We start from the raw sequence: 23,244 nt of genomic DNA on the forward strand, positions 1-23,244 counted from the left end.
GCTTCATGGAACCGACACTCAAGTTTTTCAGCGGCTTTGCCCCCAATGACCTGTGGTTCATGGGCGAGGCGGCGCTGCGCACGCTGTGGATTTCCGTCCTGTCGATCTCGCTCGGCACGGTGCTGGGCACCCTGTTCGGCTGGATGCTGTACGAGGGCCGCCGCGCCGCCACCCTGACGCTGGCCCCGGTGCTGGACGTGTTCCGCTCCGTGCCGCTGATCATCCAGCTGGTGCTGTTTTACAACTTTGCCCCGATCGTCGGGCTGAACCTCGATCCCTTTGCCTCTGGCACCGTGATCCTGACCGTCTATACCGCGGCGCTGGTGGCCAATGTCGCCCGCGGCGGGATTGAGGCGGTGGGCGCCCCGATGCGCCGCGCCGCGCGCAGCCTTGGCATGAGCTACTGGCAGGACCTGCGCCATGTGGTGCTGCCGATCGGCGGGCGGGCTGTGTTCCCGTCCTGGGTCGGCGTCGCGCTGGGGGTGATGAAGGACAGCGCGCTGGTTTCCGTGCTTGGCTATGTCGAGCTTTTGAAAGCCAGCCAGATCCTGATCACCCGCACCCAGGAGCCGTTCCTGATCCTGGCCCTGGCCGGCGCCTTCTATTTCGCGCTGTCCTATCCGGTCTCCCGCTACGCCACACATCTCGAAAACAGGTGGGCCCAATGATTTCCATCCGCGACCTTCACAAGTATTTCGGCGCTCTGCACGTTCTGAAAGGCATCGACCTGGATGTGCAGAAGGGCGAGGTGCTCTCTGTCATCGGCGCCTCCGGCTCCGGCAAATCGACCCTGCTTTACTGCATCAACGGCTTGGAAGCGATCCAGGACGGCGCCGTTACCGTCGATGGAGCCGATGTTCATGCCAAGGGCACCGACATCAACAAGCTGCGTCAAAAGCTGGGCATGGTGTTCCAGCAGTGGAACTCCTTTCCGCATCTGACAGCGCTGGAAAACGTGGCGCTGGCGCCGCGCATCGTCAAAGGCAAATCCAAGGCTGAGGCCCGCGAAATTGCCGCCAAACAGCTGCAGCATGTGGGACTGGGCGAAAAGCTGAACGTCTACCCCAGCGCCCTGTCGGGCGGCCAGCAGCAGCGTCTGGCGATTGCCCGCGCCCTGGCGATGGAGCCGGAATACATGCTGTTTGACGAGGCGACTTCTGCCCTCGACCCCGAACTGGTGGGCGAGGTGCTGGATACCATGCGCCTCTTGGCAGATGAGGGCATGACGATGATCTGCGTCACCCACGAGATGGGCTTTGCCCGCGATGTCTCCGACCGGGTCGCCTTCTTCCATCAGGGCGTGATGGAGGAGATCGGCCCGCCCGCCCAGATCTTCGGCGACGCCCGGTCCGAACACACCCGCAAATTCCTCGCCAACGTGCGCTGACCCCTTCCCCCGCAGGCTGCCGTGCCTCCCAGCGGCGGCCTGCCCCCAACTGGAGAAATTGGATAATGTCTACAAACGTCTTCACCGGCACCATGCCGGCCCTGATGACCCCCTGCAACCCGGACCGCACGCCGAACTTCGACGCGCTGGTCAAAAAGGGCGAGGAAATGATCGCCGCGGGCATGTCGGCGGTGGTCTACTGCGGCTCGATGGGCGACTGGCCGCTGCTGACAGATGAACAGCGGATGGAAGGCGTCGCCCGCCTCGCCGCCGCCGGCCTGCCGGTTGTGGTCGGCACCGGCGCGATCAACACCAAATCCGCCGTCGATCACGCCCGCCACGCGCAGGAGGTCGGCGCGGCCGGCCTGATGGTGATCCCGCGCGTGCTGTCCCGCGGCACCTCCGTTGCGGCGCAGAAGAACCACTTCAAGGCCATTCTGGACGCAGCACCAGACGTGCCCGCGATCATCTACAACAGCCCCTACTACGGCTTTGCCACCCGCGCCGACCTGTTCTTTGCCCTGCGCGCCGAGCACAAGAACCTGATCGGCTTCAAGGAGTTCGGCGGCAAGGACGACCTGCGCTATGCGGCGGAGCATATCACCAGCCAGGACGACCAGGTGACGCTGATGGTGGGTGTCGACACTGAGGTCTACCACGGCTTCGTGAACTGCGGCGCCACCGGCTCCATCACCGGCATCGGCTGCGCCCTGCCCAAGGAGGCGCTGCTGCTGGCGCGCCTGTCCAAGCTGGCGGCTGAAGGCAGCGCCGAAGCCCGCGTCCGCGCGCAGGAGCTGACCGACGCGATCCACGTCCTGTCCACCTTCGACGAAGGCCCGGACCTGATCCTCTACTACAAGCACCTGCTGGTGCTGAACGGCGAGGACGATTACCGCCTGCATTTCAACGAGACAGACGAGCTGTCGGACGCCCAGCGCAACTATTGCGAACAGCAGTACAAGCTGTTCCGCACCTGGTTTGCGGACTGGTCGGCGCAGGGCGGGATCATCGCCGAATGCATGTAGTCGACAGCCATACCGGCGGCGAACCGACGCGCGTGATCCTGGAGGGCGGCCCCGATCTGGGGACCGGCCCGCTGGCAGAACGCGCGCGGCGGCTGGCAGAGCAGCACATGGGTTTCTGCCACGCCGTCATGCGCGAGCCGCGCGGCCAGCCCGCCATGGTCGGCGCGCTGCTGGTCGAGCCCACAGATCCCACCTGCGCCGCCGGCGTCATCTATTTTGACGCCGATGCGGTGCTGGGCATGTGCGGCCATGGCACCATCGGGCTGGCGGTAACGCTGGCCCACCTGGGCCTGATCACCGCCGGCAGCCACCGCATCGAGACCCCAGTGGGCGTGGTAACGGTGCTGCTGGAGGATGCCAATACCGTCACCGTCACCAACATCGAAAGCCGCCGCGTCACCGCGACGGCCAATGTCACCCTGCCGGACGGCAGCACGGTGACAGGCGACGTCGCCTATGGCGGCAACTGGTTCTTCATCGTCGAGCCTAGCCCGCTGCCCTTGCGGACAGAGAACATCCGCGCCCTCACGGATCACGCCATCGCCATCCGCACTGCGGCCAATGCCCAAGGGATTGGCGGCGAAAACGGTGAGCTGATCGACCATGTGATTTTCCAAGGCCCCTCCCCCCGCGCGGGCATCCACAGCCGTAACTTCGTTCTGTGCCCGGACGACACCTATGACCGCTCCCCCTGCGGCACCGGCAGCTCTGCCCGGCTGGCCTGCCTGGCGGCAGCCGGGCGGCTGCAACCGGGCGAGGAGATCATCCAGGAAAGCATCATCGGCTCCCCCTACCGCCTGTCTTATCAGCCGGGGGTGAACGGCGGCGTGATCCCCACCCTCAGCGGACAGGCCTTCGTGATGGGCGAGGGCAAGCTGTTCTTCAGCCCCGATGATCCCTTCCGCGGCGGCATTTCCAGCAGCGGGGAAGCCACCGCCTGAACCATTTCAACCAGGGCCCGGGACGGAAACCCGGGCCGCATTCCAGCAGAAGAGAGGTCCCTAACATGAAATTCACATCCGCAATCGCTGCCGGCTTCAGCCTGGCTCTGGCCACCGCCGCCACCGCGGCAGAGGTCGAATGGAAAATGACAGCCGCCGTCGGCGAAGGCTCATTCCTCTATCAGAACTTCATGGAGCGTTTTGCCGGCAACGTCGAAACCCTGACCCAGGGCCGGGTGGAGATCCAGCCGTTCGGCGCGGGCGTTCTGGTGCCTGCCTTCAAAGCGCATGAAGCGGTGCAGGAAGGCATCGTCGAGGCGGGCCATTCCACCCCCTCCTATCTGGTGAACCAGGACCCGACCAACGCGATCTTCGCCTCCTTCCCCGGCGGCATGTCGCCCGAGGCCACCCTGCACTGGATCTATGAGGGCGGCGGCGAGAAGATGCTGCAGGATTTCCGCCGCGAGGAAATGGGGCTGCACAGCCTGGTCGTCGGCATCGGCACCTCTGAGGTGATGGCCCATTCCAACGTCGAAATCAAAACCGTCGAGGATCTGAAGGGCGTGAAATACCGCACCTCCGGCGCCTTTGCCGCGGTGATGAAGGACGACTTCGGCGGCGTGCCCACCGTGGTGCCCGGCAATGAGATCTACACCCTGCTGCAGCGCAAGGGCGTAGACGCCATCGAATGGTCCACCCCCGGCGCCAACTTCTCCGAAGGCTTCCACGAGGTGGCGCCCTACATGATCATGCCCGGCGTGCACCAGCCCTCCTTCCTGTGGGAAGTGTTCGTCAAGGCTGAAACCTGGGACGCGCTGCCCGCAGACCTGCAGGGGCTGATCGAAGCCTCCGCGCGCCTCTCCACTTATGAAGGCTACACCCGCTTTGGAGATGCCGACATCAAGGCGATGGCCGACTACCGCAAAACCAAGGTGCAGATGGTCCAGATGGAGCACGCCGAGTCCGAAAAGCTGCGCGAGGCCGGCCGCAACTGGGCCCGCGCCCGTGCTGCAGAGCTGTCCGAAGGCGGCAACGCCCGCATGCAGGAGGTTCTGGACAGCTACCTCTCCTACCAAGCCAGCTGGGCGGAGAACTCCGTCTACCTGGTGCGTGACGCCGCCGAATGACCCTTTGCGCGGGCCGGGATCTCCGGCCCGCGCCTCCCTGCCCGGAGGTTTCCATGCATTTTTTCAGAACTGGCGTTGAAGGGTTGTCGGCCCTCTTGGGCGCGGTTGGCCAGCTGACCATCCTCGCCATGATCGCGGCCATGCTTTACGAGGTCGCCGCCCGCTACGTCTTTGGCGCCCCGACGCTCTGGGCCTTTGACATTTCCTATATGCTGAACGGCTCAATCGTCTTCCTGGGCGCGGCTTATTCGCTGCGCAAAGAGGCGCATGTGCGGATCGACTTCCTGTCGCAGAAATTCCCGCTGCGCGTCCAGCAGTTGCTGAATGCGGCGGTCTATGCGCTGCTGATGGCGCCGATCACCGGCGCGCTGACCTGGGTGGCCGCGTCCAAGGCGCTGAAGGCGTTTCAAACCGGCGAGGTCGAGACCGTCAGCCCCTGGGCGCCGCTGATGTGGCCGTTTTATTCGGTGATTGCGCTCGGCCTTTTTGCCTTCTGCCTGCAGTTCCTGCTGGAGGCGCTCCTTTACTTGCGCGGCGAGAAGACACCGGGGCAGACCCCCGATGACCCACACGCTGCGCCGGAGAGCTGATTTATGATCCCCCTTCTGATGTTTGCGGCGCTTTTCGCGCTGGTCTTTGCCGGTATTCCGGTGGCGTTTTCGATGATGATCGTGGCAGTCGGCTTTGGCTATTCGGTCTTTGGCGACATGCTGTTCCTGCAGCTTTACGGACCGCTCCTGCACACCGCGTCCAATTTCGTGCTGGCGGCGATCCCCCTGTTCATCTTCATGGGCGCAGTGCTGGAACGCTCCGGCATCGCCAAGCGGCTGTTCCATGCGCTGCAGATCTGGCTCGGCGGCCTGCCGGGCGGGCTGGCGCTGTCGACCATCGCCATGTGCGCGATCTTTGCCGCCGCCTCCGGCGTCGTCGGCGCGGTGGAGATCGTGGTGGGCCTGATGGCTATCCCCGCCATGCGCGCGGCGGGCTACAAGAACGACCTGATTGCTGGCACCATCTGCGCCGGTGGCTCGCTCGGCACCATCATCCCGCCTTCCGTGATCGTGGTGGTCTATGCCTCCATCGCGCAGCTGTCGATCGGCCAGCTGTTTGCCGCCTCGATCCTGCCCGGCGTGCTGATGGTGGTGTTCTTCGTCGGCTACGTTCTGCTGCGCAGCCTGCGCCGCCCTGAGGACGCGCCGGTATTGCCGCCGGAGGGCCGCGCCATGCCGATGGGGCAGAAGCTGAAGATCACCGTCACCGCGCTGGTGCCGCCGCTCTTGCTGATTGCCATGGTGCTGGGCTCGCTGCTGGCCGGGGCCGCATCGGCAACCGAGGCCGCCGCTGTGGGGGCCGCCGGCACGCTGGTCCTGACGCTTCTGTTCCGCGAACTCACCTTCACCATGCTGCGCGAGGCCCTGGGCGTCACTCTGCGCATCACTGCGATGATCATGCTGATCGTGGCGGGCGGCACAATGTTCACCTCGATCTTTGCCGTCACCGGCGGCGGCGGGCTGGTGCGCGATACGGTGGAGGTCATCGGCTATGGCAACGCGGGCCTCATCACCTTCCTGCTCTTGGTGGTGTTCTTTGCGGGCTTTGTGCTGGACTGGGTGTCTATCGTGCTGATCTTTGTGCCGATCTTCGCCCCGTTGGTGCGCAGCGCCGGGATTGATCCGGTGTGGTTTGCGATGCTGGTGCTGGTGGTGATCCAGACCTCCTATCTGACACCGCCGATGGCGCCCTCGATCTTCTACCTGCGCTCGATCGCGCCCAAGGACATGACCTACGGCCACATGTACCGCGGGGTTCTGCCTTTTGTGGCGGCGCAAGGCCTGGTTCTGGTGGCGCTCCTGCTGGTTCCGGAGCTGGCCACCTGGCTACCCTCCCTGCTGGTCGGACTGTGATAGGACCTGACATGACCGCGAAAGACACAGACGATATCCTCGTCATCGGCGCCGGCATCATCGGCCTCAGCGCTGCGCTGGAGCTGCAGAAACAGGGCCGCCGCGTGCGTATCCTCGACCGCAAGGGCGTCGCGGCAGAGGCCTCGGCGGCCAGCGCCGGCGCCTTTGCCTTCACCGACATCGTGCCGCTGGCGACGCCCGGCATCATGCGGAAGGCGCCGAAATGGCTGCTGGACCCGCTGGGCCCGCTGTCGGTGCCGCCCGCCTACGCGCTGCGGATCGCCCCCTGGATGCTACGGTTCTGGCGCGCCAGCTGGCGCAGCCGCTACCAGGCGGCGCTGGCGGCGCAGGTACAGCTGATGGCGCATTCCCGCGCCTCGCTGGAGCGCCAGATCGCAGACGTGGACGGCGAGCCGCTGATGCAGCGCGAGGGGCAGTTGCAGCTCTACGAGGGCGAGAGCGCCTTCCGCGCCGCCCTGCCCGACTGGCAGCTGCGCCGCCAACACGGTATCCGCTTTGACCTGTTGCGCAGCCCGGAGGCGATTGCCGAGGTTCAGCCCGGTCTGGCGCCGCGCTTCACCCATGCCGCATTCACCCCCGACTGGATGAACACGGTGAACCCCAAGACCTGGGCGGAACATCTGGCGCAGGCCTTTGTGGCCCGCGGCGGCCGCATAGACACCGCGGAGGTGACGGCTCTGCGCAGCGAGGGCGGGCAGACCATAGCCCAGACCAAGGACGGCCCTGTCGCTGCTGCCCAAATCGTGGTCGCCTGCGGGGCCTGGTCGCACCACCTCGCCCGCACCCTGGACGAACACATCCCGCTGGAAACCGAGCGCGGCTACAACACCACCCTGCCCCCCGGCGCCTTTGGCCTGAAAACCCATCTGACCTTCCCGGCGCACGGCTTTGTCGTCACCCGGATCAGCGGCGGCGTGCGGGTCGGCGGCGCGGTGGAGCTGGGCGGGTTGAAACTGCCGCCAAACTACCGCCGCGCGGATATCCTGCTGCAGAAGGCCAAGCAATTCCTGCCGGATCTCAACACGGCGGGCGGCACTCAATGGATGGGCTTCCGCCCCTCGATGCCCGACAGCCTGCCGGTGATCAGCCGCTCCGCCTGCGCGCCGGGCGTGATCTATGCCTTCGGCCACGGCCACCTGGGCCTGACCCAGGCCGCCGGCACCGCCGAGCTGGTTGCGGCGCTCGCCGCAAACACCGAACCGCCGGTGCCGATGCAGCCCTATTCCGCCACCCGTTTTTGACCTGCCCCTGAAAGGAGCCGCACCATGAAGATCACCCAGCTCGCCGTCTACCAGGTCGATCTGCCGCTGAAGGAAGGCCGCTACAGCTGGTCGAACGGCAATTACGTTGATGTGTTCGACAGCACCGTTCTGGAAATCTCCACCGACGAAGGCCTGACCGGCTATGCCGAATGCTGCCCGCTGGGCTCCGCTTACCTGCCCTCCTTTGCCCGCGGCGTGCGTGCCGGGCTGGCGGAACTGGCGCCGCATCTGATCGGCCAGGACCCGCTGAATATCGGCGGCATCAACCGCACCATGGACGCCGCACTGCGCGGCCATCCCTATGCCAAGGCGCCGGTCGATATCGCCTGCTGGGATATCTTGGGCAAGGCCACCGGCCAGCCGGTCTATACCCTGCTGGGCGGCGCCGCGCAGGACGATGTGGTGCTCTACCGCGCCATCAGCCAGGAGGAACCGGACGCCATGGCCCGCAAGATCGAGGGCTATGCCGCCGAGGGCTATACCAAGTTCCAGCTCAAGGTCGGCGGCGAGGCCAATGACGATATCGACCGCATACATGCCACCCGCGCGGTGCTGAAGAAATCCGACCTGCTGGTGGCCGATGCCAACACCGGCTGGACCCGGCACGAGGCCGCACGGGTGGTAGGCGCCATCGCGGGCCTCGACGTCTATGTGGAGCAGCCCTGCCTGACCTATGAGGAAAGCGTTTCGATCCGCCGCCGCACCGCGCTGCCCTTTGTGATGGACGAGGTGATCGACACCCCCAACACGCTGGTGCGCGGCATTGCCGAGGATGCGATGGATGTGATCAACCTCAAGATCTCCAAGGTCGGCGGCCTGAGCCGCGCACGTCTGATGCGCGATCTCTGTGTGGCGCATGGCATTCCGATGACCATCGAGGACACCTGGGGCGGCGACATTACCACCGCCGCCATCGCCCACCTGGCCCGCTCCACCCCGGCGGAGTTCACCTTCTCCGCCACCGACTTCAACAGCTATGGCACCGTTGACATTGCCCGCGGCGCGCCCAAGCGTGTGAACGGGCGGATGACCGCTTCGGACTTGCCCGGCCTGGGCGTGACCCCGATCTTCGAGGCCCTGGGCGAACCGGTTGCCCGCTATTCCTGAGGAGGCCTGCGGATGCGCAGCAGCAAGACCATCCATGTGATTTCCGCCCATGCAGAGGGCGAGGTGGGCGACGTGATCGTCGGCGGCGTCGCACCGCCGCCGGGCGACACCCTGTGGGAGCAGCGCGCCTTCATCGACCGCGACCAGACCCTGCGGAACTTCGTCCTGAACGAACCCCGCGGCGGCGTGTTCCGCCATGTGAACCTGCTGGTGCCGCCCAAGCACCCGGAGGCCGACATGGGCTTCATCATCATGGAGCCGGAATACACCCCGCCAATGTCCGGCTCCAATTCTATCTGCGTCTCCACCGTGCTCCTGGACGGGGGCATCCTGCCGATGCAGGAGCCGGAAACCCGTCTGGTGCTGGAGGCCCCCGGCGGGCTGGTGCGGGTGCGCGCCGAATGCAGGAACGGCAAGGCTGAGCGGATCTTCGTGCAGAACGTGCCCAGCTTCGCTGGGGAGATCGGTGTGGCGCTGGAGGTGCCCGGCACTGGCAACCTGACCGTCGACACCGCCTATGGCGGCGACAGTTTCGTGGTGGTGCAGGCCGCCGATCTGGGGCTGGAGATCACAGAGGCAAACGCCAAGCAGATCGCCCAGCTCGGCACCCGCATTCTGGAGGCCGCCAACGCGCAGCTGGGTTTCACCCACCCGGAGAACCCGGACTGGAACCACATCTCCTTCTGCGCCTTCTGCGGTCCGCTGGAACAGACGGAAACCGGCCTCAGCAGCCGCTCCGCCGTGGCCATCCAGCCGGGCAAGGTTGACCGCTCCCCCACCGGCACCGCGGTCTCCGCCCGGATGGCGCTGATGCTGGCCAAGGGGCAGATGACACCGGACCAGACGTTTGAGGCCGTGTCCATCATCGGCTCCCCCTTCACCGGACGCATCGTCGAACAGACCACGGTCGGCACCCGCCCGGCCATCGTACCGGAACTCAGCGGCCGCGGCTGGATCACCGGCATCCACCAGCACATGCTGGACCCGGACGACCCCTGGCCCGGCGGCTACCGCCTCAGCGACACCTGGGGTGCCTGACACCCCGGGTTCTGGATACAAAAACCGGACTCGGGGCAGCAGTGCCCGCCGCCGGTGCAAAACCGGGCCAATTGCTTGAAGAAATGGGGCAGACCATCTAGCGTATCCAAAATACGATCAACTGATTTCACGAGGCCCCCATGGCAGGAAAACGCGCCGTTACCCGCAGCTCCCTCCCGGAAGTGATTGCCAACGACCTGCGCGAGCGCATCCTGAGCGGCGAGCTGGCAGAGGGCGAGACCATCCGGCAGGAGGCGCTGGCCGAGGAATACGCCGTCTCCCGCATGCCGATCCGCGAAGCGCTGAAGCGGCTGGACGCCGAGGGCCTGGTGCAATTCACCAACAACCGCGGCGCCTCCGTCACCAAGCATTCGCTGCGCGAGATTGCCGAAATCTTCGACCTGCGCATCCTGCTGGAGGTGGACCTGTTCCGCCGCGCGATCCCGGCGATGACGACGGAGGATTTCACCCGCTGCACCCGGATCCTCGACGACATGGACGCCTCTTACGATGCCAATGACGTGGCCAAATGGGGGGCGCTCAACCACAAATACCACTCGGCGCTTTATGCCGCCGCCGACCGCAAGCTAACCAACGAGGTGCTGCAGGGCATCAGCCTGCATTGCGACCGCTTCATCCGGATGCACCTGAGCGTCATGCAACAGCGCGAGCCGGCCAAGAAGGAGCACCACGACCTCTTGGACCTGGCCCAGGCCCGCGATGTCGAGGGCGCCTGCGCCGCGCTGACCCATCACATTTCCCGCACCAAGGAAGAACTGCTGTCGCTGGTCGCAGAGCATCGCGCCGCCACGGACGGCTGAGCCGCCGCCTTTCCCGCTCACCTGACTGCTGACGCCCGGATTTTTCCGGCCAGCATCTTGCATGACTCGTATTTTGTATCCATTATCCTGTATCAAGATTCACAACCCCACGAGACAGAGGCCCGCCCATGTTCACACCGCACGGAAACCACCTGATCGCTGGCGCCTGGGTGCCCGGCGACACCCGCTTCCCCTCCGCCCCCGCCAGCGGCCCCAGCCACGACTTCTCCGTTGGCCGCATCAGCGACGTGAATGCCGCGGTGGAGGCGGCAGAGGACGCCTTTGCCAGCTACGGCAGCACCAGCCGCGCAGAGCGCGCCGCCTTCCTCAACGCCATCGCGGATGAGATTGAGGCCCGCGCGGAAGACATCACCGCCATCGGCACCCAGGAAACCGGCCTGCCGGAGGCCCGCCTGCAGGGCGAGCGCGGACGCACCACCGGACAGCTGCGCACCTTTGCCGAACATATCCTGAAGGGCGATTACCTCGACCGCCGCTATGACGCGGCGCTGCCGGACCGCGCCCCCCTGCCCCGGCCCGATATGCGCATGATGCAGCGCCCGCTGGGGCCGGTCGCGGTCTTTGGCGCCTCCAACTTCCCGCTCGCCTTCTCCACCGCCGGCGGCGACACCGCCGCGGCACTGGCGGCGGGCTGCCCGGTGGTGGTCAAGGGCCACAGCGCCCACCCCGGCACCGGCGAGATCGTCGCCGAAGCCATCCTTGCCGCGATCACCAGATGCGGCCTCCACCCTGGCGTCTTCAGCCTGATACAGGGCGGCAACCGCGAGGTCGGCGCGGCCCTGGTGCAGCACCCGCTGATCAAGGCCGTGGGCTTCACCGGTTCCCTTGCCGGCGGCCGCGCCCTGTTCGACCTCTGCGCCGCGCGCCCCGAACCTATCCCCTTCTTCGGTGAGCTGGGGTCCGTGAACCCGATGTTCATCCTCGCCGCCGCCCTCGCCAGCCGCGGCGCGGAGATCGCCACCGGCTGGGCCGCCTCGCTGACCATGGGCGCGGGCCAGTTCTGCACCAACCCCGGCATCGCCGTGCTGCGCGCAGGCGCCGAGGCCGACCGTTTCATCGACACCGCCACCGCCGCCCTGTCAGCGGTCGCCCCCCAGACCATGCTGACCGAGGGCATCGCCAGCGCCTACCAGGACGGCCAGCGCCGCGTCGCCGCCACCGCCGGCGTGCGCGAGCTGCTGACCACCAGCTGCAACACCCGCACCGCCGCGCCCTACCTCTATGTCACCGGGGCCCGCACCTGGCTCGATAACGAGATCCTGGCAGAAGAGGTCTTTGGCCCGCTGGGTCTGGTGATCACCGCCGGGAGCGACGCCGAAATGCTGGAGATCGCCCGCGCATTGCAGGGCCAGCTGACCTGCACCCTGCATCTGGACGAGGCTGACACCGCCCAGGGCCAGACCCTGCTGCCGGTGCTGGAGCGCAAGGCAGGCCGGGTGCTGGCCAACGGCTTCCCCACCGGGGTTGAAGTCTCCGACACCATGGTCCACGGCGGCCCCTACCCGGCCTCCACCAACTTCGGCGCGACATCGGTGGGCACCCTGTCCATCCGCCGCTTCCTGCGCCCCGTCTGCTACCAGAACATCCCCGCCGCCCTGCTGCCGGAGGACCTGCGGGAGGGGTGCGCGCTGAATTGAGGCGGAAGCTGTCCTGACAAATGCAGAAGGCCCCGGAGGTGATCCGGGGCCTTTTCGATTGGCTGATTGGCTGCCTGACGCGTAGCAGAAGATGAGAATAAGACGCTTGCCCCCTCAATACCCTGACAACGCCCCTCAAAATCTCCAAATTCTTGCCCATTGCCGTTGTTGTTTTAGCGTCGCACAGTGTCACCGATAAGGGCTCGATTTCACAGTCTAACATTTTCAAAGGCAATCAGTGCTCACATGGAAACAGAAAACTCTAGCGGTGTTACCTACAGGCTTTTAACAGGAATAAGTGTCACCCAGAGCATTCAACTGGACAAACACGTTGCACTCTTGCCGGCGGATACATCGCACCTTGACTTTCCAACTGCTCTTTCAGCTTGTGGCGGGCCAGATGACATTGCAGTCGTTGCTGCATTTATTCCACGAGTCACCGCTCAGTTTAGAATAACTGCTAGTTCACCTGAGGAACTCGCAACTCATGCTTGGAACTCTTCTTGGGATGCCCTTCTCTTGAGCGCAGTCTTTCTTGCAGAAATTAGTTTCAATCTGGACTCAAATACCAGCGCCGAACGCATTTCAAGGCAAAGCACATTACGCGCTACTAGCCTCAAAATGTTTGGCCTTTCCAACCAAGAGCCACGCCTGATTACGGCATCTGACGCCAATTGGCTGACGAACAACTATGGCAATGCTCACGAACTTCTAAGCAAGGAGAGCTTTCGGAATGCTGTTCATTGCTTGTCATCTTACAGATGGCACACAGCGCCAAGGGTCAGGATGGCGATCCTTTGGGCAGGAATAGAAGGTCTTTTCGGGGCAACTTCTGAAATCAGGTTTCGCCTCAGCGTTTGCGCTGCTCGCTTCCTCCACCCCGACGATTCAGATGCACGGACCGCTACGTTCAATGACGTGAAACGATTGTACAACACTCGGTCCAAAGCTGTGCACGGTTCTAAAACAAAAACAGCGATCAACAACGAAGTAGAGGAATCTGCTCAACTTCTTTGTAAGCTGCTTCGTCGCTGCATCGAAGTTAGAAGCCTTCCAGATGAGAAAGACTTACTGCCATAGGTAGCTACGCCAGCGCCGTCCCGCGGGGGGGGCGCTCGCAACGTTGCGTTTGGCAGTTTATTCCGGCCACGTCCGTATGCCCCCACCGACACCCGCAACACCGGCCAAAAGCGCCGCCCCATGGGGGCGGGACGGCGCTGGCGCGGCGGGCTGCGCCCTTGATTCCGCGCCGGGGTCCAGCCGCCTATTTTCCGCCATTGGAACTTGGCTCGCCGGTCATTTGGGTCCGCCCAAGCCACCCGTTGCGCCCCCACCGTACGCCGCACTTCCCGGATCTTAACCGACAGCCGCTATACAGGACCGGACACCTCCAGAAAGGACCCCGCCATGCCCGCTCTCGCACCCGCCGCCCTCTCCCCCGTCAATGATGGCCCCAAAGAAAAAGGCCCCCGCTTGCGCGAGGGCCTTCCAATTTGTCAGAGAGGCAAATCTCAGAGTCCGGTGGACACGTCGATGGTGTTGCCTTCTTCCAGGGTCACATAGGCTTTTTTCACGTCTTTACGCTTGCCCAGCTGGCCGCGGAAACGCTTGACCTTACCCTTGGTGACGGTGGTGTTGACCGCTTTCACCTTGACGCCAAAGAGAGCCTCGACGGCTTCCTTGATCATCGGCTTGTTGGAGTCGATTGCCACTTCGAAAACCACTGCGCCGTTTTCGGACGCCATAGTGGATTTCTCGGTGATGATCGGCTTGCGGATCACGTCGTAGTGTTCTGCCTTCACGCTCATTTCAGACGAGCCTCCAGTGCTTCGACACCCGCCTTGGTGATCACCAGGGTGTCACGCTTCAGGATGTCATAGACGTTGGCACCGATGGTCGGCAGGATGTCCAGACCTTCGATGTTGCGCGACGCTTGCAGGAAGCCTTCGTTGACCGATGCGCCGTCGATGATCAGCGCGCGCTTCCAGCCCAGGTTTTTCACCTGCTTGGCCAGAGCTGCGGTCTTGCCTTCGGAAGCAGCGTCCTCGATGATGACCAGCTCGCCCGCTTTGGCTTTGGCGGACAGCGCGTGGCGCAGGCCCAGCTTGCGGAACTTCTTGGTCAGCTCGTGGCCGTGCGAACGCGGGGTCGGACCCTTGTAGATACCACCCTTGCGGAAGATCGGCGCGTTGCGGTCACCGTGGCGTGCGCCGCCGGTGCCCTTCTGGCGGTAGATCTTCTTGGTCGAGTAGGAGGTCTCGGAGCGGGTCTTCACCTTGTGGGTGCCGGCCTGCGCGTTGTTGCGCTGCCAGCGGACCACGCGGTGCAGGATGTCCGCACGCGGCTCCAGGCCGAACAGGTCTTCGGACAGTTCGATGTCGCCCGCTTTGCCGCCGTCCAGTTTGATCACGTCAAGTTTCATGCTTCACCACCTTCCGCGGAAGCTTCCGCAGTTTTCAGAGCGGCCGGGAAAGGCAGACCCTCGGGGGCTTTCTTCTTCACGGCGTCCTTGACGGTAACCCAGCCGGATTTCGGGCCCGGTACGGCGCCCTTGATGAAGACCAGGCCGCGCTCGGCGTCGGTTTTCACCACTTCCAGGTTCTGGGTGGTCACGCGGGCTGCGCCCATGTGGCCGGCCATTTTCTTGCCTTTGAAGACCTTGCCCGGGTCCTGACACTGACCGGTCGAACCGTGCGAACGGTGCGAGATCGACACACCGTGCGAGGCGCGCAGGCCGCCGAAGTTGTGCCGCTTCATGGCACCGGCGAAACCTTTACCGATCGAGGTGCCGGTGACGTCCACTTTCTGGCCAGCCAGGAAGTGTTCGGCCGAGATCTCGGCGCCGACTTCGATCAGGCCGTCCGCGGGAACGCGGAATTCGACCAGCTTGCGCTTGGGTTCAACCTTGGCAGCTGCGAAGTGGCCGCGCATGGCTTGCGAGGTGCGCTTTGCCTTGGCGGAGCCTGCACCCAGCTGAACGGCGGTGTAGCCGTCTTTTTCCTCGGTGCGCTGAGCAACGACCTGCAGGCCGTCCAGGGACAGAACGGTGACAGGGATCTGCTTGCCGTCTTCCATGAACAGGCGGGTCATGCCCACTTTCTTAGCGATAATTCCGGAACGCATAATCTATACCCTCCGAACTTACGACTGCAGCTTGATTTCGACGTCGACGCCGGCAGCCAGGTCGAGCTTCATCAGCGCGTCCACGGTCTGCGGGGTCGGGTCGACGATGTCGAGAAGGCGCTTGTGGGTGCGGATCTCGAACTGGTCGCGGGATTTCTTGTCAACGTGGGGGCCACGCAGAACAGTGAATTTCTCGATCTTGTTCGGCATCGGGATCGGGCCGCGCACTTGCGCGCCGGTCCGCTTGGCAGTGTTGACGATCTCTTGCGTGGACGCATCCAGCACGCGATAGTCAAATGCCTTCAGCCGGATACGGATGTTTTGGCTTTGCATCGTACAGCCTTTTATTCAGGCGTTGGGGTTGAGAGGAGGGCCTGCGACCACCGCAACCCCTCATCGAACCCAAAAGGCGGGAATCATCCCGCCCCTATTCGCACTCGGCGAACTCGCGCCCTATACGCCCTATGGCCCCATGAGGCAAGGGGTTTCGCCGCGAAACGGTTGCGTTTGCGGCGCACGGTGCGTTTGGGGTTTGCTAAGGGAGGTTAAGGGGAGGTTGCTGAGGGCAGATTGCCCCGCCTCAGCGACCCCAGTTGTGTCTTAACGGTACCTGGTAGTAGTCACCATGTTACCATTCTGGCCATAGAAGTACTCGGCGAGGTCACGCCCATCAGCTTGGCGCTTGACCTGGACCTGAACCCGGCCGGTGGTAGTCGGTATGCTGGAATGGGGACCTCCCGAGCATGTTGTCTCAAATTCCTGCCGAATGAACTTCCATTTGCGCTTGGTTTTTTGCTTGCCAAGTGTGATCGGGCCGACCTTGCCGCCCGCGCAATCTTCAGAAATGAACCTCTCGATGCGGTTCATTGAGTAACTTGCGGGGATCGCCTCTTTCCCGTCTTTCACAGCAATCTGCATCAGCCCGGTCACCGCGTTTGTCTCGGCCTTAAGGTAATAGGTAACCCAAACGCCTTCTTGTTCTTGTGCGTTCGCCAGAAGCGGACTGCTGAGCAACAAACAGCCAGCTGCAAAAATGTTTCTAAGTTTCACTTTTCAAATCCTCATTTCTACCCGGGAAGAGTTATCCCAACTCTTTTTGCAGTACAACTTATGAGCATTTGCAGGGACTTGTACGGTACCTGAGCGTTTCGACGGAACCCAATGATTATCTCCCCCGGCAAACCACTAGGTTTTGAACACCCGCCCGGACGCCCCGCGTTCGGGTCGCGCCCGGCCTCCGGCAAAACGGGCGGGCGTTATTGCATCGCACCCGGAGCTGGCGCTCCCTGTAGCCTCAAGAGCTACTGCAGGACGGCCTCCGGCCCCAGGCCGGTCCCTGCCCTGTTCGGAGGCCGGTTGTAAAAAATGCGGAGGTTGGGGGCGTCCGGTGTTCCGGAATGGTGGGCAGATTGCCCACCCTACGGGGACGTGCGGCGCATAGAAAAAGGGCCTCCCGAAGGAGGCCCTCTCTGAGATCAATCAGGAGACCTGATTACTCGATGATCTTCGACACGACGCCGGCGCCGACGGTGCGGCCGCCTTCGCGGATGGCGAAGCGCAGGCCGTCTTCCATCGCGATCGGCGCGATCAGCTCTACCGAGAACTTCAGGTTGTCGCCCGGCATCACCATCTCGGTGCCTTCCGGCAGGGTCACGGTGCCGGTCACGTCGGTGGTGCGGAAGTAGAACTGCGGACGGTAGTTCGCGAAGAACGGGGTGTGGCGGCCGCCTTCTTCCTTGGTCAGGATGTAGGCTTCGGCTTCGAACTTGGTGTGCGGGGTCACGGAACCCGGCTTGCACAGCACCTGGCCGCGCTCAACACCGTCACGGTCGACACCGCGCAGCAGGGCGCCGATGTTGTCGCCGGCTTCACCGCGGTCCAGCAGCTTGCGGAACATTTCCACGCCGGTGCAGGTGGTTTTCTTGGTGTCGTGGATGCCGACGATTTCGATCTCGTCGCCGACGTTGATCACACCGCGCTCCACACGGCCGGTCACAACGGTGCCGCGGCCGGAGATCGAGAACACGTCTTCGATCGGCATCAGGAACGGCTGGTCAACCGCACGCTCGGGGGTCGGGATGTACTCGTCCACGGCCGCCATCAGCTCTTTGATCTTGTTTTCGCCGATTTCCGGATCGCGGCCTTCCATTGCGGCCAGAGCGGAACCTGCAACGATCGGGATATCGTCGCCCGGGAACTCGTAGGAGGACAGCAGCTCGCGGATTTCCATTTCGACGAGCTCCAGCAGCTCTTCGTCGTCGACCTGGTCAACCTTGTTCATGAACACGACCAGCGCAGGCACGCCGACCTGGCGGGCCAGCAGGATGTGCTCGCGGGTCTGCGGCATCGGGCCGTCAGCAGCGTTCACAACCAGGATCGCGCCGTCCATCTGGGCCGCGCCGGTGATCATGTTCTTGACGTAGTCGGCGTGGCCGGGGCAGTCGACGTGCGCATAGTGGCGGGCGTCGGTTTCATACTCGACGTGGGCGGTCGAGATGGTGATGCCGCGGGCTTTTTCTTCCGGTGCGCCGTCGATCTGGTCGTAGGCTTTGAAGTCACCGAAGTATTTGGTGATAGCCGCGGTCAGAGTGGTCTTGCCGTGGTCAACGTGGCCAACGGTGCCGATGTTGACGTGCGGTTTATTACGTTCAAACTTTTCCTTAGCCATGATGGCCTCCTTTTGCTTCGAGGGAGGCCCGCACTGCCTGCGAGCCCCCGTATTTTCTGACGCTTACGCGTATTTCGCCTGGATCTCTTCCGAGATGTTCTGCGGAACCGGCTCGTAGTGATCGAACTGCATGGTGAACTGGGCGCGGCCCGAGCTCATCGAACGCAGGGTGTTGATGTAGCCGAACATGTTCGCCAGCGGCACAAACGCGTCGATCGCGATTGCGTTGCCGCGGTTCTCCTGGCCGGACACCTGGCCGCGGCGGGACGTCAGGTCGCCGATGATGCCGCCGGTGTATTCTTCCGGGGTGATCACTTCGACCTTCATCACCGGCTCGAGCAGTTTCGCGCCAGCTTTGCGCATGCCTTCACGCATGCCCATGCGGGCGGCGATTTCAAAGGCCAGAACCGAGGAGTCCACGTCGTGGAACTTACCGTCGATCAGGGCAACCTTGAAGTCGATCACGGGGAAGCCGGCCAGCGGGCCGCTGTCCATGACGGACTGGATGCCTTTTTCGACGCCCGGGATGTATTCCTTCGGAACCGCACCGCCGACGATACGGGATTCGAAGGAGTAGCCTTCGCCTGCTTCTGTCGGCGAGATGATCAGCTTCACCTCGGCGAACTGGCCCGAACCACCCGACTGTTTCTTGTGGGTGTAGGAGTGCTCGACCTCTTTGGAGATGGTCTCGCGGTAGGCCACCTGCGGCGCACCGATGTTCGCCTCAACCTTGAACTCGCGCTTGAGGCGGTCCACCAGGATGTCCAGGTGAAGTTCGCCCATGCCCTTCATGATGGTCTGACCGGACTCGAGGTCGGTCTCGACGCGGAAGGACGGGTCTTCGGCGGCCAGACGGGCCAGACCCTGGGACATCTTCTCCTGGTCGGCCTTGGTTTTCGGCTCAACCGCGATCTCGATCACCGGATCGGGGAAGGTCATGGTTTCCAGAACAACCGGGTCGTTGACGGCGCAGAGGGTGTCACCGGTGGTGGTGTCCTTCAGGCCTGCCAGCGCAATGATGTCGCCTGCGAACGCTTCCGTGATTTCCTCACGGTTGTTCGAGTGCATCATCATCATCCGGCCAACGCGCTCTTTCTTGCCCTTGGTCGAGTTCAGCAGGGTGTCGCCCTTGTTCAGCACGCCGGAGTAGATCCGGGTGAAGGTCAGGGAGCCGACGAACGGGTCGTTCATGATCTTGAACGCCAGGCCGGAGAACGCCATGTCATCGTCCGCGCGGCGGGCAATGTTACGGACTTCTTCTTCGTCACCGGGTTTGAAGCCCATGTAGTCGACAACGTCCAGCGGGCTGGGCAGGTAGTCGATCACAGCGTTGAGCAGCGGCTGAACGCCTTTGTTCTTGAACGCGGAACCGCCCAGAACCGGAACGAAGGCCAGTTCCAGGGTGCCCTTGCGCAGCAGTTTGCGCAGGGTCGGAACGTCGGGCTCTTCGCCTTCCAGGTAGGCTTCCATCGCGTCGTCGTCCATTTCGACGGCCGCTTCGATCATCTTGCCGCGCCACTCGTCAGCCATGTCTTTCAGGCTGTCGCGGATCGGCGCCTTGACCCAGGATGCGCCCAGGTCTTCGCCCTGCCACAGCCATTCTTCCATGTTGACCAGGTCAACCAGGCCTTCCAGCTCGTTCTCGGCGCCGATCGGCACACCAACCGGAACCGCGCGGGCGCCGGTGCGGTCTTCGATCATGTTGACACAGTTGAAGAAGTCAGCGCCGATCTTGTCCATCTTGTTGACGAACACCATGCGCGGAACCTTGTAGCGGTCAGCCTGACGCCACACGGTTTCGGTCTGCGGCTCAACGCCGGCGTTGGCGTCCAGAACACAGACAGCACCGTCGAGAACCGCCAGCGAACGCTCAACTTCGATGGTGAAGTCAACGTGGCCGGGGGTGTCGATGATGTTCAGGCGGTGCTTCGGAGAGTCAGCGGTTTTGCCGTCTTCGGTGCGTTCCCAGAAGGTGGTGGTCGCAGCCGAGGTGATGGTGATGCCGCGTTCCTGCTCCTGCTCCATCCAGTCCATGGTGGCTGCACCGTCGTGCACCTCACCGATGTTGTGGGATTTGCCGGTGTAATACAGGATGCGCTCGGAGCAGGTGGTTTTACCTGCATCGATGTGCGCCATGATACCGAAGTTACGGTACAGTTCGAGGGGATATTCGCGTGCCATAGGTCTATGTCCTCTAGCTTACCAGCGATAATGGGAGAAGGCTTTGTTGGCCTCTGCCATCTTGTGGGTGTCTTCGCGCTTCTTGACCGCGGTGCCACGGGACTGGACGGCGTCCAGCAGCTCGCCTGCAAGGCGCTCTTCCATGGTGTTTTCGTTGCGGTTGCGGGCAGCAGCGATCAGCCAGCGGATGGCCAGCGCTTCGCGGCGCTCGGGGCGGACTTCAACCGGAACCTGGTAGGTCGCGCCGCCAACACGGCGGGAGCGGACCTCGACGGACGGTTTGATGTTGTCCAGCGCTTCGTGGAAGACTTCAACCGGAGCGCGCTTGATCTTGGTCTCAACGCGGTCGAAGGCGTTGTAGACGATGCGCTCTGCGACCGACTTCTTGCCGTCGATCATCAGGTTGTTCATGAATTTGGTCAGAACGCGGTCGCCGAACTTGGCGTCGGGCAGGACTTCGCGCTTCTCTGCGGCGTGACGACGGGACATCTCGCTCTCTCCTTCTTACTTAGGACGCTTCGCGCCGTACTTCGAGCGGCGCTGCTTACGGTCTTTGACGCCCTGGGTATCCAGAACACCGCGCAGGATGTGGTAACGGACACCCGGAAGGTCTTTCACCCGGCCGCCGCGGATCAGAACCACGGAGTGTTCCTGAAGGTTGTGGCTTTCACCGGGGATGTAGGAGATCACTTCGTAACCGTTGGTCAGGCGGACCTTCGCAACTTTCCGCATAGCGGAGTTCGGTTTCTTCGGAGTGGTGGTGTACACGCGGGTGCAGACGCCGCGCTTTTGCGGGCACTGCTCGAGGTGCTGGGACTTCGAAACTTTACGCTTCGGCTGACGCGGCTTGCGGATCAGCTGCTGGATCGTTGGCATTCAGGTATTCCCCGTTTAGCAACTTGTCATGCACGCCGGCGCGTGCGGGTGATTTCGCTGCACCTGTGCGTCCACAAGCGCAAAAACCGCAATCGCTCCCATTCCGAGGTGAGACGACGCGGTGTGTTTACAGAGGATCCGGGTGGTAAAAGTGCCCGGACCTTGAGCCACTGCAATTCTGAATTCGGCTTTCGAAGCATACACTCCGGGTGCCGGATAGGCGCGCGTATATGGGGAGTCGCGGGGGTTGTCAACAGCAGCCGGGCGCTGCGGGCCGGGCAGCACTGGCGCGGCGGTTGCCAGCGGGCTGCCGGCCCGCCATAGTCGCCGGCGCAGTCATTTGCAACAAACGGATTTCAGTATGCAGGTCATCGGGCTGTGCCGGTTCTCCTACCCGGCCATCGGCGGGTTTCAGGTCGAGCATGAGACAATGACGGAGCGGATCGCCTATCTCTACTCTGACGCGCGGATGGAGGAGCGGTTCCGGCTGTTCGAGACCGTCGCCCTGCCCTCTCTGCGCCAGCAGACGGACCAGGAATTCGACCTGCTGCTGGTGACCGGAGACAGCCTGCCCCGGCAGCACCGCGACCGGCTGCACGACCTGACCGCGGACATGCCGCAGGTGCAGATCACGGCGGAGCCGCCGCGCCGCCACCGGGAGGTGATGAAGGAACTGCTGAACCGCGCCCGGCGCGACCCGGAGCAGCCCTGCCTGCAGTTCCGGTTTGACGACGACGACGCGGTGGCCGGTGAGTTCATCGAGCGGCTGCGGGAGACCGCGGCGGACTGCGCGCCGCTCCTGGCCAAGACGGACACCGCCGCGATTGATTTCAACCGCGGCTATATCGCCGAATTCAGCGCCGATGGGATCGCCGCCTCGGAACCTGCTGTGCGGCCCTATTTCACCGCGGCACTGGCGATGTATGCGGCAGGCGGCTGCCGCAAGACGATCATGAACTTCGCCCATAACCGCATCCACCACCACATGCCGACGGTGACCGTGACCGATGTGCCGATGTGGGTGCGCAGCCACAACCGGTTCAACGATTCCCGCCAGGAACGGGCCAAGCCGGTTGAGGTAACGCCGCTGACGCCCAAGCAGGAACGCGAATTCGCAAGCGTATTCGGCATCAGGGCAGACCGGGTGCGCGCGGCGTTCAGCGCATGACCGGGCGGCGTTTGCGGGCGGCCTGGCGCTCCCGGTAGAAGGTGAAGACGCCGGCTCCAGCCACGATGGCCGCGCCCAGCAGGGTCACTGCATCCGGCCATTCGCCGAACACCAGCCAGCCCAGCAGCAGCGCCCACAGCAATCCGCTGTAGCGCAGCGGCGCAATCACCGCGATCTCCCCCACCCGCATGGTCATGACTGAGCACAGGTAGCCCGCAAAGATGAACAGGGCCGCACCGCCCAGGATCAGAAGCTCGCCCGCGCCCATCGGCTGCCACTCCACCGCGGCAGAGGTGGCAATGCCGAACGCCAGCACCGACAGCGAGGACATCAGCGTCACCGTCATCGACGGCACCTCCGGCGGCATCCGCCGGGTGACCAGGTCACGGGCGGTGATGCAGGCCACCGACGCCAGCGCAAAAAGCGCCCCCTCGCTGAACCCCTCCGGCCCCGGCCGCACAATCAGCAGCATGCCGCAGAAGCCCGCGGCAATCGCTGCCATCCGCCGCCAGCCCACCGGCTCTTGCAGGAACAGCGCAGCACTCAGCGTCACCGCCAGCGGCAGCACCTGCAGCACCGCGGTGACATTGGCAATCGGCATCACCATCAGCGCGGTCAGGAACAGATAGGTGGCCGACACCTCGCCTGCGCAGCGCAGGGCGATCATGCCCCAGGCGCGGGGCGGCAGCCGCAGTTGCAGCCCGCCCATCCGCCGCACCAGCAGGTAGATCAGCACGCTGGCCGCCAGGCCGCGGACGGTCAGGATCTGCGGCAGCGGCAGCGTGCCGCCGATCAGCTTTACCAGCGCATCGTTGAAGGTATAGGCCGCCATGGCGCCCATCATCAGCAGCGCGCCCGTCTGGTTCGGTGTCATCGCCGCACCGCTGCTGGGATCATCCGCAGACCGTCATCCATTCCTGTGCCCTCCCTGCCCTGC

Annotated in this window: 24 protein-coding genes; 14 read left to right on the plus strand and 10 right to left on the minus strand. The window is 63.8% G+C overall.

What is annotated here, in order from left to right:
- Positions 1-5: 5 nt before the first annotated feature.
- From AB1A62_RS07050 to AB1A62_RS07110, 13 genes are all read left to right on the plus strand, one after another.
- Positions 6-668: an amino acid ABC transporter permease gene (locus AB1A62_RS07050; RefSeq protein ID WP_039175009.1), complete on the plus strand. Its 663-nt coding sequence runs from the start codon at positions 6-8 to the stop codon at positions 666-668.
- Positions 665-1,387, plus strand: a complete 723-nt coding sequence (locus AB1A62_RS07055) for an amino acid ABC transporter ATP-binding protein (protein ID WP_366660823.1) — start codon at positions 665-667, stop codon at positions 1,385-1,387. The genes AB1A62_RS07050 and AB1A62_RS07055 overlap by 4 nt, the downstream gene beginning before the upstream one ends.
- A gap of 65 nt (positions 1,388-1,452) precedes the next feature.
- Positions 1,453-2,412, plus strand: a complete 960-nt coding sequence (locus AB1A62_RS07060) for a dihydrodipicolinate synthase family protein (RefSeq protein ID WP_366660824.1) — start codon at positions 1,453-1,455, stop codon at positions 2,410-2,412.
- Positions 2,403-3,353 (plus strand): proline racemase family protein, encoded by a 951-nt coding sequence (locus AB1A62_RS07065; protein ID WP_366660825.1) that lies wholly within the window; start codon positions 2,403-2,405, stop codon positions 3,351-3,353. Before AB1A62_RS07060 ends, AB1A62_RS07065 begins: the two co-directional genes overlap by 10 nt.
- 65 nt (positions 3,354-3,418) lie before the next feature.
- Positions 3,419-4,480, plus strand: a complete 1,062-nt coding sequence (gene dctP / locus AB1A62_RS07070) for a TRAP transporter substrate-binding protein DctP (protein ID WP_366660826.1) — start codon at positions 3,419-3,421, stop codon at positions 4,478-4,480.
- Positions 4,481-4,533: 53 nt separating this feature from the next.
- Positions 4,534-5,070 carry a TRAP transporter small permease gene (locus AB1A62_RS07075; RefSeq protein ID WP_366660827.1) on the plus strand — a complete coding sequence of 179 codons (537 nt, stop codon included), beginning with the start codon at positions 4,534-4,536 and terminating at the stop codon, positions 5,068-5,070.
- A gap of 3 nt (positions 5,071-5,073) precedes the next feature.
- Positions 5,074-6,384 carry a TRAP transporter large permease subunit gene (locus AB1A62_RS07080; protein WP_366660828.1) on the plus strand — a complete coding sequence of 437 codons (1,311 nt, stop codon included), beginning with the start codon at positions 5,074-5,076 and terminating at the stop codon, positions 6,382-6,384.
- An 11-nt stretch (positions 6,385-6,395) separates the two neighbouring features.
- The gene (locus AB1A62_RS07085) at positions 6,396-7,646 is read left to right on the plus strand and encodes an FAD-binding oxidoreductase (protein ID WP_366660829.1); all 1,251 of its coding nucleotides are present in this window, start codon (positions 6,396-6,398) and stop codon (positions 7,644-7,646) included.
- A gap of 24 nt (positions 7,647-7,670) precedes the next feature.
- Entirely contained in the window at positions 7,671-8,774 is a 1,104-nt protein-coding gene (locus AB1A62_RS07090) for a cis-3-hydroxy-L-proline dehydratase (RefSeq protein ID WP_366660830.1), read from the plus strand.
- A 12-nt stretch (positions 8,775-8,786) separates the two neighbouring features.
- Positions 8,787-9,812: a proline racemase family protein gene (locus AB1A62_RS07095; protein WP_366660831.1), complete on the plus strand. Its 1,026-nt coding sequence runs from the start codon at positions 8,787-8,789 to the stop codon at positions 9,810-9,812.
- Positions 9,813-9,952: 140 nt separating this feature from the next.
- Positions 9,953-10,633 carry a GntR family transcriptional regulator gene (locus AB1A62_RS07100; protein WP_366660832.1) on the plus strand — a complete coding sequence of 227 codons (681 nt, stop codon included), beginning with the start codon at positions 9,953-9,955 and terminating at the stop codon, positions 10,631-10,633.
- Positions 10,634-10,761: 128 nt separating this feature from the next.
- Positions 10,762-12,291, plus strand: a complete 1,530-nt coding sequence (locus AB1A62_RS07105) for an aldehyde dehydrogenase (NADP(+)) (protein WP_366660833.1) — start codon at positions 10,762-10,764, stop codon at positions 12,289-12,291.
- Between the two features lie 246 nt (positions 12,292-12,537).
- A complete protein-coding gene (locus AB1A62_RS07110) occupies positions 12,538-13,371 on the plus strand; it encodes a hypothetical protein (protein ID WP_366660834.1) in 834 nt (277 codons plus the stop codon).
- A 431-nt stretch (positions 13,372-13,802) separates the two neighbouring features.
- On the opposite strand, the gene AB1A62_RS07115 is transcribed toward AB1A62_RS07110, so the two are convergent.
- The 9 genes from AB1A62_RS07115 to rpsL all read right to left on the minus strand — a co-directional run bounded on the left by AB1A62_RS07115 (position 13,803) and on the right by rpsL (position 21,139).
- Positions 13,803-14,099: a 50S ribosomal protein L23 gene (locus tag AB1A62_RS07115; protein WP_019298498.1), complete on the minus strand. Its 297-nt coding sequence runs from the start codon at positions 14,097-14,099 to the stop codon at positions 13,803-13,805.
- Positions 14,096-14,713 carry a 50S ribosomal protein L4 gene (gene rplD, locus AB1A62_RS07120; protein ID WP_366660835.1) on the minus strand — a complete coding sequence of 206 codons (618 nt, stop codon included), beginning with the start codon at positions 14,711-14,713 and terminating at the stop codon, positions 14,096-14,098. Before rplD ends, AB1A62_RS07115 begins: the two co-directional genes overlap by 4 nt.
- Positions 14,710-15,414 carry a 50S ribosomal protein L3 gene (rplC, locus tag AB1A62_RS07125; protein WP_366660836.1) on the minus strand — a complete coding sequence of 235 codons (705 nt, stop codon included), beginning with the start codon at positions 15,412-15,414 and terminating at the stop codon, positions 14,710-14,712. Before rplC ends, rplD begins: the two co-directional genes overlap by 4 nt.
- An 18-nt stretch (positions 15,415-15,432) precedes the next feature.
- The gene (gene rpsJ / locus AB1A62_RS07130) at positions 15,433-15,747 is read right to left on the minus strand and encodes a 30S ribosomal protein S10 (protein ID WP_019298501.1); all 315 of its coding nucleotides are present in this window, start codon (positions 15,745-15,747) and stop codon (positions 15,433-15,435) included.
- A 267-nt stretch (positions 15,748-16,014) separates the two neighbouring features.
- The gene (locus AB1A62_RS07135) at positions 16,015-16,464 is read right to left on the minus strand and encodes a hypothetical protein (protein WP_366660837.1); all 450 of its coding nucleotides are present in this window, start codon (positions 16,462-16,464) and stop codon (positions 16,015-16,017) included.
- A gap of 442 nt (positions 16,465-16,906) precedes the next feature.
- On the minus strand, positions 16,907-18,082 hold the full coding sequence (gene tuf / locus AB1A62_RS07140) for an elongation factor Tu (RefSeq protein ID WP_222482653.1): 1,176 nt from the start codon (positions 18,080-18,082) through the stop codon (positions 16,907-16,909).
- A 63-nt stretch (positions 18,083-18,145) separates the two neighbouring features.
- Positions 18,146-20,263, minus strand: a complete 2,118-nt coding sequence (fusA, locus tag AB1A62_RS07145; RefSeq protein WP_366660838.1) for an elongation factor G — start codon at positions 20,261-20,263, stop codon at positions 18,146-18,148.
- 18 nt (positions 20,264-20,281) lie between these two features.
- Positions 20,282-20,752 (minus strand): 30S ribosomal protein S7, encoded by a 471-nt coding sequence (rpsG, locus tag AB1A62_RS07150; RefSeq protein ID WP_027236237.1) that lies wholly within the window; start codon positions 20,750-20,752, stop codon positions 20,282-20,284.
- Positions 20,753-20,767: 15 nt separating this feature from the next.
- Positions 20,768-21,139: a 30S ribosomal protein S12 gene (gene rpsL, locus AB1A62_RS07155; RefSeq protein WP_019298617.1), complete on the minus strand. Its 372-nt coding sequence runs from the start codon at positions 21,137-21,139 to the stop codon at positions 20,768-20,770.
- Between the two features lie 361 nt (positions 21,140-21,500).
- On the opposite strand from rpsL, the gene AB1A62_RS07160 reads away from it, so the two are divergent.
- Positions 21,501-22,307, plus strand: a complete 807-nt coding sequence (locus AB1A62_RS07160; RefSeq protein WP_366660839.1) for a putative rhamnosyl transferase — start codon at positions 21,501-21,503, stop codon at positions 22,305-22,307.
- Here the strand turns inward: AB1A62_RS07160 and AB1A62_RS07165 are convergent.
- The gene (locus AB1A62_RS07165) at positions 22,297-23,181 is read right to left on the minus strand and encodes a DMT family transporter (RefSeq protein WP_366660840.1); all 885 of its coding nucleotides are present in this window, start codon (positions 23,179-23,181) and stop codon (positions 22,297-22,299) included. The two genes, AB1A62_RS07160 and AB1A62_RS07165, sit on opposite strands and share 11 nt — an antisense overlap.
- Positions 23,182-23,244 lie beyond the last annotated feature (63 nt).

The sequence above is a fragment of the Leisingera sp. JC11 genome, assembly GCF_040704725.1.
GTDB lineage: Bacteria > Pseudomonadota > Alphaproteobacteria > Rhodobacterales > Rhodobacteraceae > Leisingera.

Coding starts and splice junctions, on each gene's coding strand:
- AB1A62_RS07055 (WP_366660823.1), top strand. CDS start 665: ATGATTTCCATCCGCGACCTTCACAAGTATTTCGGCGCTCTGCACGTT.
- AB1A62_RS07050 (WP_039175009.1), top strand. CDS start 6: ATGGAACCGACACTCAAGTTTTTCAGCGGCTTTGCCCCCAATGACCTG.
- AB1A62_RS07065 (WP_366660825.1), top strand. CDS start 2,403: ATGCATGTAGTCGACAGCCATACCGGCGGCGAACCGACGCGCGTGATC.
- AB1A62_RS07090 (WP_366660830.1), top strand. CDS start 7,671: ATGAAGATCACCCAGCTCGCCGTCTACCAGGTCGATCTGCCGCTGAAG.
- rpsJ (WP_019298501.1), bottom strand. CDS start 15,747: ATGCAAAGCCAAAACATCCGTATCCGGCTGAAGGCATTTGACTATCGC.
- AB1A62_RS07105 (WP_366660833.1), top strand. CDS start 10,762: ATGTTCACACCGCACGGAAACCACCTGATCGCTGGCGCCTGGGTGCCC.
- AB1A62_RS07100 (WP_366660832.1), top strand. CDS start 9,953: ATGGCAGGAAAACGCGCCGTTACCCGCAGCTCCCTCCCGGAAGTGATT.
- fusA (WP_366660838.1), bottom strand. CDS start 20,263: ATGGCACGCGAATATCCCCTCGAACTGTACCGTAACTTCGGTATCATG.
- AB1A62_RS07095 (WP_366660831.1), top strand. CDS start 8,787: ATGCGCAGCAGCAAGACCATCCATGTGATTTCCGCCCATGCAGAGGGC.
- dctP (WP_366660826.1), top strand. CDS start 3,419: ATGAAATTCACATCCGCAATCGCTGCCGGCTTCAGCCTGGCTCTGGCC.
- AB1A62_RS07075 (WP_366660827.1), top strand. CDS start 4,534: ATGCATTTTTTCAGAACTGGCGTTGAAGGGTTGTCGGCCCTCTTGGGC.
- AB1A62_RS07160 (WP_366660839.1), top strand. CDS start 21,501: ATGCAGGTCATCGGGCTGTGCCGGTTCTCCTACCCGGCCATCGGCGGG.
- rplD (WP_366660835.1), bottom strand. CDS start 14,713: ATGAAACTTGACGTGATCAAACTGGACGGCGGCAAAGCGGGCGACATC.
- AB1A62_RS07080 (WP_366660828.1), top strand. CDS start 5,074: ATGATCCCCCTTCTGATGTTTGCGGCGCTTTTCGCGCTGGTCTTTGCC.
- AB1A62_RS07110 (WP_366660834.1), top strand. CDS start 12,538: ATGGAAACAGAAAACTCTAGCGGTGTTACCTACAGGCTTTTAACAGGA.
- rpsL (WP_019298617.1), bottom strand. CDS start 21,139: ATGCCAACGATCCAGCAGCTGATCCGCAAGCCGCGTCAGCCGAAGCGT.
- AB1A62_RS07060 (WP_366660824.1), top strand. CDS start 1,453: ATGTCTACAAACGTCTTCACCGGCACCATGCCGGCCCTGATGACCCCC.
- AB1A62_RS07085 (WP_366660829.1), top strand. CDS start 6,396: ATGACCGCGAAAGACACAGACGATATCCTCGTCATCGGCGCCGGCATC.
- tuf (WP_222482653.1), bottom strand. CDS start 18,082: ATGGCTAAGGAAAAGTTTGAACGTAATAAACCGCACGTCAACATCGGC.
- AB1A62_RS07165 (WP_366660840.1), bottom strand. CDS start 23,181: ATGACACCGAACCAGACGGGCGCGCTGCTGATGATGGGCGCCATGGCG.
- rplC (WP_366660836.1), bottom strand. CDS start 15,414: ATGCGTTCCGGAATTATCGCTAAGAAAGTGGGCATGACCCGCCTGTTC.
- rpsG (WP_027236237.1), bottom strand. CDS start 20,752: ATGTCCCGTCGTCACGCCGCAGAGAAGCGCGAAGTCCTGCCCGACGCC.
- AB1A62_RS07115 (WP_019298498.1), bottom strand. CDS start 14,099: ATGAGCGTGAAGGCAGAACACTACGACGTGATCCGCAAGCCGATCATC.